Annotated in this window: 11 protein-coding genes and 2 pseudogenes; 10 read left to right on the top strand and 3 right to left on the bottom strand. The window is 51.4% G+C overall.

What is annotated here, in order from left to right; translation table 11 throughout:
• Window positions 1-699: 699 nt before the first annotated feature.
• The 5 genes and pseudogenes from ACGYLY_RS25930 to ACGYLY_RS25910 form a co-directional block, all read left to right on the top strand.
• Window positions 700-2,565, top strand: a complete 1,866-nt coding sequence (locus tag ACGYLY_RS25930) for a cation:proton antiporter (protein WP_395285640.1) — start codon at window positions 700-702, stop codon at window positions 2,563-2,565.
• Between the two features lie 741 nt (window positions 2,566-3,306).
• The gene (locus ACGYLY_RS25925; protein ID WP_395285639.1) at window positions 3,307-3,879 is read left to right on the top strand and encodes a hypothetical protein; all 573 of its coding nucleotides are present in this window, start codon (window positions 3,307-3,309) and stop codon (window positions 3,877-3,879) included.
• Between the two features lie 194 nt (window positions 3,880-4,073).
• Window positions 4,074-4,277, top strand: a complete 204-nt coding sequence (locus ACGYLY_RS25920; RefSeq protein WP_395285638.1) for a hypothetical protein — start codon at window positions 4,074-4,076, stop codon at window positions 4,275-4,277.
• A gap of 159 nt (window positions 4,278-4,436) precedes the next feature.
• Window positions 4,437-5,453 (top strand): DMT family transporter, encoded by a 1,017-nt coding sequence (locus tag ACGYLY_RS25915; protein WP_395285637.1) that lies wholly within the window; start codon window positions 4,437-4,439, stop codon window positions 5,451-5,453.
• Between the two features lie 135 nt (window positions 5,454-5,588).
• Window positions 5,589-5,693 (top strand): annotated as a pseudogene (locus tag ACGYLY_RS25910) (IS5/IS1182 family transposase); the annotation flags it as partial.
• Window positions 5,694-6,720: 1,027 nt separating this feature from the next.
• On the opposite strand, the gene ACGYLY_RS25905 reads toward ACGYLY_RS25910, so the two are convergent.
• Window positions 6,721-7,401 carry a TVP38/TMEM64 family protein gene (locus tag ACGYLY_RS25905; RefSeq protein ID WP_395285636.1) on the bottom strand — a complete coding sequence of 227 codons (681 nt, stop codon included), beginning with the start codon at window positions 7,399-7,401 and terminating at the stop codon, window positions 6,721-6,723.
• Window positions 7,402-7,684: 283 nt separating this feature from the next.
• Between ACGYLY_RS25905 and ACGYLY_RS25900 the strand changes: the two genes are divergently transcribed.
• On the top strand, window positions 7,685-8,401 hold the full coding sequence (locus ACGYLY_RS25900; RefSeq protein ID WP_395285635.1) for a YbhN family protein: 717 nt from the start codon (window positions 7,685-7,687) through the stop codon (window positions 8,399-8,401).
• A 258-nt stretch (window positions 8,402-8,659) separates the two neighbouring features.
• On the opposite strand, the gene ACGYLY_RS25895 is transcribed toward ACGYLY_RS25900, so the two are convergent.
• The gene (locus ACGYLY_RS25895; RefSeq protein WP_395285634.1) at window positions 8,660-9,301 is read right to left on the bottom strand and encodes a helix-turn-helix domain-containing protein; all 642 of its coding nucleotides are present in this window, start codon (window positions 9,299-9,301) and stop codon (window positions 8,660-8,662) included.
• 1,329 nt (window positions 9,302-10,630) lie between these two features.
• On the opposite strand from ACGYLY_RS25895, the gene ACGYLY_RS25890 reads away from it, so the two are divergent.
• A complete protein-coding gene (locus ACGYLY_RS25890; RefSeq protein ID WP_395285633.1) occupies window positions 10,631-11,077 on the top strand; it encodes a VOC family protein in 447 nt (148 codons plus the stop codon).
• Window positions 11,078-11,387: 310 nt separating this feature from the next.
• Window positions 11,388-11,588: a hypothetical protein gene (locus tag ACGYLY_RS25885; RefSeq protein ID WP_395285632.1), complete on the top strand. Its 201-nt coding sequence runs from the start codon at window positions 11,388-11,390 to the stop codon at window positions 11,586-11,588.
• Between the two features lie 14 nt (window positions 11,589-11,602).
• On the opposite strand, the gene ACGYLY_RS25880 is transcribed toward ACGYLY_RS25885, so the two are convergent.
• Window positions 11,603-11,821 (bottom strand): HalOD1 output domain-containing protein, encoded by a 219-nt coding sequence (locus tag ACGYLY_RS25880; protein ID WP_395285678.1) that lies wholly within the window; start codon window positions 11,819-11,821, stop codon window positions 11,603-11,605.
• Window positions 11,822-12,025: 204 nt separating this feature from the next.
• On the opposite strand from ACGYLY_RS25880, the gene ACGYLY_RS25875 reads away from it, so the two are divergent.
• Together ACGYLY_RS25875 and ACGYLY_RS25870 are read left to right on the top strand one after the other, a co-directional pair.
• Window positions 12,026-12,178 carry a hypothetical protein gene (locus ACGYLY_RS25875; RefSeq protein WP_395285631.1) on the top strand — a complete coding sequence of 51 codons (153 nt, stop codon included), beginning with the start codon at window positions 12,026-12,028 and terminating at the stop codon, window positions 12,176-12,178.
• A 3-nt stretch (window positions 12,179-12,181) separates the two neighbouring features.
• A pseudogene (locus ACGYLY_RS25870) lies at window positions 12,182-12,663 on the top strand (RNA-guided endonuclease InsQ/TnpB family protein); the annotation flags it as partial.
• Window positions 12,664-12,880 lie beyond the last annotated feature (217 nt).

Raw genomic sequence — 12,880 nt, 5'->3', positions numbered from 1 at the left:
TATTATGTGTATTACTCATTATTCCATCGAAGGAAATGATCGAGACGTATGCTATCTACTAATACAGGATTAGAATTTCAGATATTACTGATTCAAATATCAATCTCTTACACTAATCTAGGTTTCAGTAGACGCATCAATGGCATTTGACTTTTGCCCCGGAATCAGACCAACGATAACCCTGTCATTCGGTTTTCGAACGTCCACCGACACCCGACTGAGTGTGACGAATTCACTCTCTAAAGTGTTCGTTCAGCAGGATGGACACATTCTCATCTATGACTCTGATCAGCAAACAGATCCGTCGCTTATTTTCGACTGAATTAGCACGGAGATACTCATGCTCATTCATTTCGGGCGTAGGTAGAGTGGCGTCGAGAATACTACCTACGGTATCATGGATACAAAAAGGTGTAGTGGTGGTTCGTTCGGCAGTTCTTTGCGATCCGCACGAACGCACGGCCAACACGGGAAGTCCCCGAGACCGTCGCAGTCGCATCTTCGGGTTCGGTATCTTCGTCTTCTGAGGGGAATGCATCGAGCGTCCCGTCGTCCCTCGCAGTTGCGACAGCAGCCATGTGTTTGCAGAAGGCGTTGTGGTGGGTGTTATTTAAAAAAGGCATTAATCTATTATTCATCGACGGTGATACAAGCGATTATATACCGGTGAATGAGTAACCCTAACCAGGTGTCTCACTAGTGAGTGCCGGAACAGGGCTTCTCCCGCTTGTAGTAATCATCCTCGGATTAGGTGTTGCTTCCCAGGTACTAGCCGCTCGGCTGGAAATTCCGAGTGTCTTGTTCCTTATCCTTGCAGGGATTGCTGTCGGTCCAGAAGGGTTAGGATTCATCACGGCTGATGCGTTTGGATCATCGCTCCCAGCAATCGTTGGATTGAGTGTCGCGATAATCGTTTTCGAGGGTGCATTTCACCTCAAACTCGAGAAGCTTCGACAAACGCCACGAGAAGCCTTCCGACTTGTTACAATGGGAGCAATTATTGGGCTCGTCGGAACAGCCGTTGTTGTTCACGTAGCGTTGGGTGTCTCGTGGGAACTCGCGTTTCTGGTCGGGTCGTTGCTCATCGCAACAGGGCCGACAGTCATTACACCCATTCTGAGTATCGTCCCGGTGCGTGATCGGGTCGCAGCAGCACTCGAAACAGAGGGTATCGTCAATGACGTGACTGCCGCCATCCTGGCAGTTGCGATGTTTGAATTCATTATCACAGGTGAAACACAGGTGATCCATGTCCTGCAGTCGTTTGTCTCTCGACTTGGCGTCGGTATTGTCGTCGGTGGGCTGGTCGCTGGCATCCTGTGGTATCTGCTCGAACACGTTGATATCTCGGCTTCAAACGCGGTCCAGAACGCTCGACTGTTAGTTCTCATTGGCGCAATCGGAAGTTATGGCATTGCAAATGCGATTTCCCAGGAAGCCGGTATCGCTGCTGTTGCAACTGCTGGTCTCCTCCTCGGCAATGCAAATCTCCCGTATGAAAGCGAGATCGAATCGTTCAAAGGCGATATCACCCTAATCGTTCTTTCATTCGTCTTCATCTCGCTGGCAACGCTCCTTTCGATCGACGAGCTTGTCTCCCTCGGTCTTGGCGGGATCATTGTTGTCATCGCAGTCGTGTGTCTCATTCGGCCGGCACTCGTGTTACTCTGCACGCACGGGGAACGGTTTACCAGACAAGAACAATTGTTTATCAGTTTTGTTGGTCCTCGTGGAATCATTCCAGCGAGTGTCGCGACGCTCTTTGCTCTAGAACTTCGTCCAACGAATCCAACCGCAGCAACCGTTTTGGTCGGGACCGTGTTTCTCGTGATTCTGGTGACTGTTGTTTTTGAAGCTGGTTTTGCTCGGCATATTGCACAAGCACTTAACGTAATACCAATGCGTACGATCATAGTCGGTGCAGGTCGCGTCGGTCGTGGCCTCGCCAAACGATTAGAGGATCGAGGAGAAAACGTTGTTCTCATTGATGAGGATCAAGAACAAATTGAGAGAGCACGCACTGCAGGCTTCACAGCTCATCATGGAACAGGCACAGATACCGATGACTTGCTGTCAGCAGGCGCCAAGAATGCCAATATCATCGCTGCAGCCACTGGCGATGATGATGCAAATTTACTCGTCGCACAACTCGCAAATTCGAAATTTGATACCGAGACAGTGATCGCTCGCGTGAATAAACCAGGGAATGTCGAAGCATTCGAAGAGCTCGGTGTACGGGCCATCTCGGCGAACGACTCGATTGTGCAAGCAATGGATAATGCAGTGGAGAGACCGGCACTCGCCGATTGGATGTCCGAAATCGAACGAAATGGCGACATACAAGAAATCGAGGTTACAGCCGAGACTCTTGCTGGGAAAACCGTTCGCGATATTGGACCGAATCTTCCTGATGGTGTCCTCATCGCACTTGTGAGCCGAAATGGTGAATCAGAGATTCCGTCACCAGATTTCACGATCCAACAGGGAGATCATCTGACGTTTATCGGACGAAAGCAAGGTGTCGATGAAGCCATCGAACAGTGTCACTCAAAAGTAAAAGCCTAAATCATCAAAGAGTCTTCAGTAGTATAGGATGTCGACTTCCCATTCCCTGGACGCTTACTTTACCTCGAAGTAGTTCTCTCCCTCGCCATCCCCGGGGCGAACTGCCCAAATGGATAATCGGTTGAAAACACGAAGAAGCTGCCTGGTCTGAGAAGTGGGCAAACTCGGCGGACATCTATCTCGGTCCGTGACGTAACCGAATGTGTGGGTGTTGACAACGCTACCAAACGAATGCTGGGTAGCGGAGCAAATGGTTCGCCCAGGTCAGCTCGTTCAAGGAGTTTTCCATCGCTCCAGATTTCTCGGTAGGGATAAAGCGAGAAGACGGTTCCGCAATTGTCGTAGTCGATTCGACGACGTTTTAGTAGCTCCTCGCCCGTCTGATGACCTACCACCTGAACTCAGCATCACCGTGGGAGGGCACCATAACCTACGTACAGATTTAATTGAGATTTCGGGGACATTCCACTGCCGCTTATACTGCCCACAGGAAGTCATCCACCCAAAATCGAGTAAATCGGGAAATCGACCTCGTTGCCGTCGCACGTTCTACTTTGGTTATCAAACCAATCACGCATCTTGAAACGCGTCGAAACCCCAGAAATCAGACTTCTTGCCCCAGAATTGTTCGGGATAGCCGAACCAAATCGACAATCCAGTGTCTGATTTGTGTCCAGACATGTGAGAGAAGTCAAGTAATCATGAATGTTTTTATTACCGTACAGAGAAGTTCGAAATACTATGTCTGGTCCACCAGGACGCACCCCACGACCAGCAGAGACCAACACCCGACGCTCATTCAGCGGCCATGGCACACTCACAACCGTCGAAAAAGATGGCCTTGGCCTCCTCATCGACGACACCGTCTATGCATTTGCCGATATCTCCGTCCCTTGTATTCCATTGCTCTACGTCATCATGGTCACTACCGCAGTCGAATTTGGCGGGGTCAAAAGCGCAGCCATGATTGGATGGCTAACAATGGTACTCGGAGCAGCCTTGATTCGTGGTGGGTGGGTACAGCCGCTCTTTACTGACATCCCCGGCTGGGTTTCGCTAAGCCCACTGCTGATCGGCCTCCGGTTCCTCTATTTCAACCTCGCGTTAGCAGTCATCGCCTATGGCGGTGATTTCCTCGGCAAAACAGTGCAAGTCCCCATACTCTCAATGGGATGGACAGTCATAATTGGCGGACTTACGGTTGGGAGTTTCCCAGCGCTGGAGCAATTGCAACCCGGCGGCACACGTGATCTGATACCAGTGACTCTACCGGCCTCTCGAATCATAATGGAAGAGATGCACGACAATCGGTGAATGAACGAGTCTGATCGAATGGGGAATATCCCCTGATGAACTCAGTGTCATAGCAATAGAAAGTGACAATAATTTTTGGAGAGCGCCCCCGAAGTTCGAGACCGAGAGTGTGAGTACCAATATTATTCCCAACACCCCGAAGATCAGAACAGAGATTTCCAACCATCTCAGCTACCGATCCCGTTGGGGACCTGGTGTACGCGGTATTCGATATCTCAATCCTTGCACTCCCGATCCTTCTTGTCATCCTCAATCTCGCGACGTGGTCGACGGCGTCGCCGCTGGAGGGCTGGGCGGCTGTTCATACGCGCTGGGCACGGTGGAACCACATCCGCGCGATGGCGGCCATCGCCTCGTTCGTACTGTATCTTACTGCAATCGTATCGCTCGGCGCGTAGAATGCCGTGGTGCTTGATCCGAATTTCTCACTTGTAACGTTGTAGTTATCACAATGACTTGAATCGAAAGTGGACAAGCTGCACTTCGACTGATCAAATTGTTTTCAAACCAGTGTTCCGCCTCAGCATCGTTAAGCGCGCACATCACGTATAAAGAATATGAGTGGGGTGAAAAGCGAGAACCCAAGTGAGCGTGAAACCGATGTAGGATCAGCTCGCCACACCCTGCTGCTGTTTATCATCACTTCTTTGACCTTCGGCACTGCATTCGTCGGTATCAAGGCAGGTCTGGTCGCTCTCCCACCTATCCTGTTTGCCGGATTGCGCTACGACATCGGGGCGGCAATCCTCCTCGCATTCGTGTATCGGCGTGGCGGCTATTGGCGACCACGTACCCGTGGTGATCTGATGGCAGTCGTCATCGCTGGATTGTTTCTCTCAGGATTTAACGCCGCACTTCTCTTTACGGGACAGCAATATCTCACCACTGGAACTGCAGCAGTCATATTTAGCCTTGTTCCTGTTTTGGCGCCACTGTTTGCAATCGTGTTGTTACCCGAGGAAAAATTCGACTTCCTCGGACTGATTGGTATTCTGCTTGGGCTAGTCGGAGTGATAATCATTGTTGGACTGAATTCGATATCCACAACGGGAAACGCGACGCTTCTCGGCGTCACTCTGGTCGGCGGCGCTGCAGTCGCAGTAGCATTCGGAAGTGTGCTTCTGAGCAAGACGGACCGTTCGATTTCGGGAATTGGAATGACAGCGTGGGCACTGGTGCTGGCTGCTGGGATAGTTCATGGTCTCAGTCTATTGATGGGCGAATCACCGGGCGACGTCACGCTAACGTTTGGGACCCTTGTCGCAATCTTTTGGGTTGGGGTGCCTGCAACGGCGGTTGCTTTTCCTGCGTATTACGGTCTCATCGATCGCGCCGGACCAGTTCGGGCGAATCTCATTAGCTATACAGTTCCACTTGTTGCAACGGGAGTGGGAGCAATTGTTCTTAATGAGGTAGTCCCTGTTCGAACTGTCTTTGGCTTTGCAGTCATCGTTATTGGCTTTGCTCTGATCGAACGGCAAAATCTTCGAGACGAAATCCGAAGACTACGCGGGGTGCCTGCTTCACCTGACCAAGATGAAGAACACATTTGTGAATCTGCTCCCCGGGGATGAAATACACCCCTCGGAGAATACATTGAGTATTGTGAGGAATTCTTCACTCTCTCAAGCAACCCGCCAGCTGCAAGTGCCGTCAATAGCGGGCAAGCAGGCGGAAAGTCGATGGCGTCGTCCAGTAGGTCGACTCGCATTAAACGGAAATATGGCGCATTCGTCCGCTCTCGACGCTGGTGGAAACAATTCCGTGAACTCGTTATCGGCTGTCTTACTCACAACATCGACAAGGCACTCTAAACGTTAGGTACAGTTCGAGGGCACATCGACGCCCCGAGTGGGCGTAAGGTGAGTCCGGAACCGGCCCCGCCCGCCTTAGCAGACGAGGCCGGTCTAAGGTCACGAAATCGCGATAATATCAAATAGAGGCTGAATACGGACACCTGAGCGAGCAAGGCGTCGAATTTACTCAGGAACCGATGACCGCCGGGGGCGTCACGATGGCCGTCTTCGATGACACCTGTGAGAACCTCATACAAATCATTCGACAGTGAGGCTGACGGGGGCGATTGAGCCACGTCACCCACTCAGTTAATCCGGATATACTAAGTCGAGAAGAGGCTGTATTGCTCGCGTCTGTGTCGTTATCTCCGAAGATATTTGAACTGATTTCCAACCTCCCGGGGAATGGCGTAGTCGGTACATCTACGCTCACAATCTAGGAGCTAAGTTACCGCGAGCGGCGTTGAAAGAACATAACGCTCCAAATCCATCCTCCGAGGTTTGGGTCGATTGTAAGTGAGGACCGCTGTTGTCCCCCTCAATGGCGCCGATCAGCAGCCGTCTGTCCTCATTGTTTCCGGGCATCCACGTCGTAAGCTGTTCAGCGTCACTCTCGTCATCTCGTGTTTTGTCCGATTCGATAGCAAGCTCGCTATGAATTGTATCGAGCAACTCCGTCTCACGAAGCATATGCAGCCACTTCGTTTGATCGTACCGTAAACAATCGCCAGATAGACAGGAAGTTGATATGCCGAAGTTAGTATTATATACTAATCGCTGTTAGCGCCTGTACCACCGAAGACGGACTCGGACTCGTGGGCGTCGTATTGAACCATGCACTAACGACGGTGCGAACATCCTCCTCAAGGGCAGGAAGTGACTGGCGCTCATACAGCGAGGTCGAACGATATACAGGCTACTCGCAATATGAGTTGGCCGCGATTGTTCGAAAGACGTTCTGCAGATCTGTTTGGGCTGGTGGCTTTCTGCCGTCTCCAGGCGAATTCTGCTCCCGACTAAAAGTCATCTATTTGCTTATGGACTCTTAGGGGGCGAGGAGCGAGATCACCGTCTTTCGTTTTATGAATACTATTATTGAGAGGATTCCCAACAGCCCGAGCAATAAGAGGGTTTCATAGATACGACCGCTAGCTAAACTTCCACCGGCAACAGTCGTCACTGCTAACGCTGGAAGTCGCCCAACGGTCATGATTGTAAGGAATGGTAGAATCTTGATCTTGGTAAGGCCGAAGAGGAAGCACACGGCATCATCCGGTAGTCCAGGGAGGAGAACAAACGCAAACAATCCAGGAACCCCTGCTCTCTCGGTAAAGCTGTCGAACTGTTGGATGACCTTTGAACCGATGATTCGTTCGACATATGGTCGACCGTACCGTTTAGCGAGTCCGAATGCGATGGCACTTCCGATGGTAATCCCGATCAGACTGTACAATGTCCCCCAAAGAGGCCCAAACAAATATCCACCCGCCAGTGCCGTAACTTGCCCTGGAACTGGTGCAACGATGACCTGGAGGGCCTGAACCGCGATGTACACAACCGGTGCAAATATCCCGAATCCATTGATCCATTCACGGAGGATGACGGGATCCATCCAACCGGCGATATAGTGATGAAGGACCGAATATGCAAGGATAGACAGACCTATTGTAGCAGCAAAGAGTGCAAGAGCCTGGTTTCTCGTGGTGTCAAATGAAAACACCTTCATCTTTCACCGCTTCCTCCTGCCTTCAATAATGGATACTCCACTAATGTCTGTCCCTGACCAATATTTGGCGTTACCTCCACCCGCAAGGACGTCACGAATCGTATCGGTCACTAACCTGCTAATAGCTAGACCGGTACTCAGCGCGCTGCTTCGGAGTTCATTCACTCTAGCGACTTGTAGTCTATTCGGCACTCTTCACCTACCTCGGGACTGACAGACTCGTAGCAACGATCGCCCGTTCAGATAGGGGAACACTCCTCCTACTATTTTGTGCCATTTTCGGATGGCCGCATGGGGGATGGCGTTACGGACAGTTCTTGGCGAACTCAATATTCGTATTTCACCACAGAAAGGGTTCTTCGTCCTTTCAGGCGTGATATTCTTCAATAACATTACCCCATTCGGACAAGCAGGCGGAGAACCATTAACAGCGCACCTCATCTCCAGAGTCACCGATTCCGAGTACGAGACCGGACTTGCCGCGGTCGTGAGCGCCGATACGTTGAATTTTGTCCCGTCAATCTCACTGGCAATTTTCGGTGTGTGTTATTTTCTGCTAACCTCGACACTAGACGGGCCGTTGGAAATTGCAGCAGTGTTCGTTGTGTTTCTCGCAGTTGCGATACCATCACTCCTTATTATTGGTTGGCGACATCGCGATGGGTTGAAGGAATTTTTAGTCAACCGACTTATCTTCGTACTCAAAAAATTCACCCAACATGTATCCTGGATTTCGATGCCAACCGAATCGATGATTGCAGATCGAGTTGATAGATTCTTCCGCTTGATCCAACGAATCACTTCAAGTCGCCGAAGCTTAGCCTTCTCCCTTTGCTATTCGACTCTTGGATGGGCTTTACAGGTATTGTCTCTGTGGCTCGCATTTCGTACAATCAATCACTCGATCCCGTTCTCAGTGGCTCTTTCGTCGTTCCAATTGCTGCCATTGCTGGTGTTACGCCACTACCAGGAGGAACCGGTGCTATTGAGGGAGTATTGATAGCACTATTACTCGTAGTGGTTCCTGCTCTCGGCGTTCAGGTCGTAGCTTCAGCCGTGATCATTTTTCGTGGTATCATTTATTGGATTCCGATTCTGTTGGGTGGAACAGCGACAGTTTTCTACAGTGCACGTAGCATTGGAACATAGCCACCAATGGTCTCCTAGCTCCTGTTCTTATGTCTCGTTCCAGCAAGAGATTAGAACAGGTTTTAATAGTTTTCTCATACGACGCTGAACAGACAGCACTCTTGCAGGGTCAGCGAACGTTGCTGGAGAGAACCCTCGCCTCGATCTTCTGGAGGTGCTCGCCAACCGTCGCCTGACTAAGATTCAGTACGTCGGCGACGTCCCGTATCCTCGCTTGCCGTGGAACCTCGTAATATCCCTGCTCAACTGCGGTTGTTAAGATTTCTTGCTGACGTTCAGTAAGTACCGAGCTGAGACGATCCCCTGAACCGTACTTACTGACTCGCTCAATTTCGATGTTGACGTACTCCGCGGTTATGTCGAGAAGTCGGTTCATCGGTTCGTGTTCGCCGATGAACGTCACCCGCAAGCGATCGTCACTCAAGAACTTTATCGGCATAGCCATGATGACCTCCGATTCTTGCAATGCTGAAAGGAGGACTGTAAGGGATTCGCTTATTTTAGAGTGAAGGTACACAAAACCGTCCTCTTGCTCGGGGATATCGTAATGGACAACGTCAGTGCTTTCGTCGAAGACAGCCCTTGCGTGATCAAGGTCACCGCGAAGCTGGTAAAGGCTAACGACTGTCCCATCGGTGAGAAGATTGTAGTGGTGCAGATACTCGCGTTTCACTCGTTCATCGCCCATTTCATCGAAAACGGAGACTAGTTTGTGTTCGCCCGGATCGAGTAGGACGGTTAAGTGTCTCATGACCATCTCCTTAGACGTATTACTGTCCGTACTCGCGTAGTGACTCGTCGATGGATGCCCCAACCACCAAGACGGGAGTCTCGCTTTTTCATGATTCTACTCCCCATTCAGGGGATGTCTGCCTTGGGTATAAAAACTACCGAAGCGATTCGGCTATGGCCAAGACAGACACAATGTTGATGGGTCGAGTAACCTACGAAGAGTGGTTCGTGTTCTTCCCTTCTCAGAGGTATGAGCGAGTCTTCTATTTATAAATCATTAAATAATTATAAGCCTTCTAGAAATCAATATCAGTTATGACCAAGACAGTTAGGAACCAAAACTTAATCCTAAACGGACTCACCAGTGTAATGATTCTCAGTGAGCTCTTGCTCACGTGTACATTGGGGCGCTATTTACGTACGAGTTGCTTATCCTCATCCGTTCAGGGAAGTTTACGCTCGGAATCGAAATCCTTCGATTCGACTTCTATCTGGCGGCATTGGCCATGCTCATTGGTCTCATGAACCAAGGTCTCAGAACGGTTCGAACGCGTCCCGATATCCAGAATCAGGTACCTGGTGCATTCGGAAAAAACGAGCGTATCATAATCACGTCCATCACTCTGTTTGTTCGAGTCGATTGGTACATGCAATCCGGTGCGGGAGGTGTAATGCTCCTTGGTACCGTTTTTTTCGCCGCTATCCTGGCATTCAGTGCGGTAATTAGCATTCTATTTCTCCTTCGATGGGCGTATCTCGGGACAGGCAATGGGAGCGAACCTCGGTAACCAATAACCGTTCGAGAACGAGCACCCGTCAAAGACGCCCCACTCCGTCGTATTGAGGGTCGTGGAGACGCTTTGGATGTCCGGTGGGAGAAACTAGACACTACACCGTTCCACGCAAAAGATACAGAGATAGCTACTCAATCACGCAATGAGAGACTGTTTCTTCACCATCGAACATTTTCGTCAAAAACCGCCCGCGCGTGGTCGAGGTCAACCACGGAGCTAGTAGAGAATGACGAATGTCCCATCGGTCAAGAGGTGTAGTGGTGCAGAAACCCACATTTCACCCGCTCGTCGTCCATTACATCGAAAACGGAAACCAATTTGCGTTCACCCAGATCCAATACGACGGTCAGACGCCTCATGGTTGCTTTCTAACATCTATGCCCGCCTGCGCTCGCAGGCTAGCTCGTCGATAGACAGGCCGTCTATTGGAACGGCCGGCTTGAGCTACCATGCTTTCTCCGCACGTGGGTCAAGAATGCCAACCGCCTACTTAAAAACCCCCGAAGGGGTTCGGCAATACCCCCATGCTCCATTCGCCCCACTTTGCATCTATAATGGCAATCAAGCAAATGGACAACGTCCTCATCGTGGTCGAGGACCTCGAAGCTGCGAAGGCGTTCTTCACGGAACTCGGCATGGAGCTGGAAGACGAGACGCGCGTCGAGGGAGAGTGGGCGGGCCGCGTCGTGGGGCTCGAGAACGTCCAGAGCGACATCGCCATGATGCGGACCCCTGACGGCCACGGTCGTGTCGAGCTCTCGAGATTCATCACACCCGAAGCCATCCGTGACGGATCTGAGGAACCGGCAGTGAACAGCCTGGGGATCCGCCGCATCATGTTCACCGTCGACGATGTCGACGAAGTCCTCGACCGCCTTCGCTCCCACGGCGCCGAACTCGTGGGCGAAGTCGCCCAGTACGAAGACGTGTACCGCCTCTGCTTCGTGCGCGGACCCGAAGGCATCATCGTCGGGGTGGCCGAGGAACTCGACGGAGCCTAGCGGGTCGTCCCCATACGCTCTCGGCAGTTACCGTTTCGAGCCCGGGCATCCCTGGGAATCAGGTCTAGCCGGAAACAGGGCGATTTGTCGCCGGTTTCACGGTGTCGAGGGTGTCCTTCCACTGGGCGAACGTTGTTCCGTGATCCGCGTCGCCCGGCAGATATAGAAAGTACTCGGCGGATTGGGGATTAATTCCCTCGAAATCAGAAGACTGGAGCCACCAATGAGGAGTTCCTGTGGGTTGCCAATTTTGTTGGTCTCCAAACAACTTAACCAGAAGACTAAGGAGTGTCACTCACGGGCTTTGGATATGGAACACACGATCCGACTCCAAAACGGAGCCGATATCGAACTCACAGACATCGGGATTGCGACCGACGACGAGCACATTTCTTTTTCAATCAATGGTCGAATCGAGGGCGTCAATGATGACTTGATGGCTGCATTCAGCGGCAAGTCACTCACGCTGACCGCTGTGACATTCCAAGCCGAAGCAAGCAATTCTGGATGACGGGCGATACGAGACTACTCTTCCTCGTCAATCGGTTCAACGGTGACTGTTCGGTCGCTATTGATTATGATCTCATATCCGGCATGCGTGAAAATAATTTTGCCAGTCGTTCGGGCGGTCCCATCGTTTCGTGGCGCAAAGAGGGCATCTAGGGCGTCAGGATCGATTGTTCTGTAGAGCGGCTCGATATCGGCTGGATCGACACCTTTGTGGGTCGCGATGGTTTCCGCAATAACGGTACTATTGGTTCATTGTCCGTATTCTCTCCTCCATTTCCCGTTGCTACGCTTACAATCATTGAATCGAACTCCGACCACTCAGCACTGCCTGAGACAGTCACTAGCTCACCCACGTCCAGTTATAAAATCGCTCTGAAGTCCACTGACCGCTATCCTCTTCGTGAGCGTTCGCTGGTCGGTGATATCCGAGACCGTCATTTGGCGCACCATGGACAAAAAGGGCTGAAGCGGTGGTTCGTTCAGCAGTTCTTTCCAGTCCCGTTCGCGCGCACGGCCAGCATGGGAAACCACCTCAACCTCTCGTCGTTTCTTCGTGAGAAACTCGACGAACTCATCGAGGAGCGCGAATAGCAGATGTACTACGCCTACAGATATCTCCTTGAGCCATCCGACGCCCACCGTGAGGAGTTGGACCGCTGCCGCGATATCTGTAGGCAAGTCTACAACCACGCACTCTACCGCTTCAACCAAATCCCCGAGAACGCAGGTACCCTCAACCAGCGCGTTCGGTCCATCCGTGACGAACTCCCCAGCCTCAAAGACTGGTGGGATGGACTCACGGACGTGTACTCGACAGTTCTGCAAGTTGCTGTCATGCGAATTGAGGACAATATCAAGTCGCTCGGGGCGCTCAAGGACAACGGTTACGGCGTTGGTCAACTCAAGTGGAAGCCGCCACGGGAATTTCGCAGTTTCACGTACAGTCAATCTAGCTTCAAGCTCGACAAGAAGGGCGGTCAGACCGTACTGTCACTCTCGAACTTGCGGATATTCCGATTCGGCTCCACCGAGACATCCCCGACGACACCAAACTCAAGCAAGTGACGCTCAAGAAAGCGTAGAATCAGGAAGCCCCGTCCTCAGCGAGGCCATACGGCCGAGCAGAGCAGGGTAGTTCACAAGACCGATGACGCGTGATCTGTTTATCAACTGTATGGGCAAGAAACTCCGTCACGTAATGGCTACGTAGGAGACAACTCGACAGATATCGGACCCGCGAACAGCAGGACAACACCTACAAACGAAATACGCCTATCTGCTACCCGTGTGAAC

Source organism: Haladaptatus sp. CMAA 1909, assembly GCF_043952005.1.
Lineage (GTDB): Archaea > Halobacteriota > Halobacteria > Halobacteriales > Haladaptataceae > Haladaptatus.
The sequence above is the reverse complement of the archived record's forward strand: the minus strand, read 5'-3'. Positions and strand labels throughout refer to the sequence as shown.

Coding starts and splice junctions, on each gene's coding strand:
- ACGYLY_RS25885 (WP_395285632.1), top strand. CDS start 11,388: ATGGAACACACGATCCGACTCCAAAACGGAGCCGATATCGAACTCACA.
- ACGYLY_RS25890 (WP_395285633.1), top strand. CDS start 10,631: ATGGCAATCAAGCAAATGGACAACGTCCTCATCGTGGTCGAGGACCTC.
- ACGYLY_RS25900 (WP_395285635.1), top strand. CDS start 7,685: ATGGCCGCATGGGGGATGGCGTTACGGACAGTTCTTGGCGAACTCAAT.
- ACGYLY_RS25905 (WP_395285636.1), bottom strand. CDS start 7,401: ATGAAGGTGTTTTCATTTGACACCACGAGAAACCAGGCTCTTGCACTC.
- ACGYLY_RS25895 (WP_395285634.1), bottom strand. CDS start 9,301: ATGAGACACTTAACCGTCCTACTCGATCCGGGCGAACACAAACTAGTC.
- ACGYLY_RS25915 (WP_395285637.1), top strand. CDS start 4,437: ATGAGTGGGGTGAAAAGCGAGAACCCAAGTGAGCGTGAAACCGATGTA.
- ACGYLY_RS25925 (WP_395285639.1), top strand. CDS start 3,307: ATGTCTGGTCCACCAGGACGCACCCCACGACCAGCAGAGACCAACACC.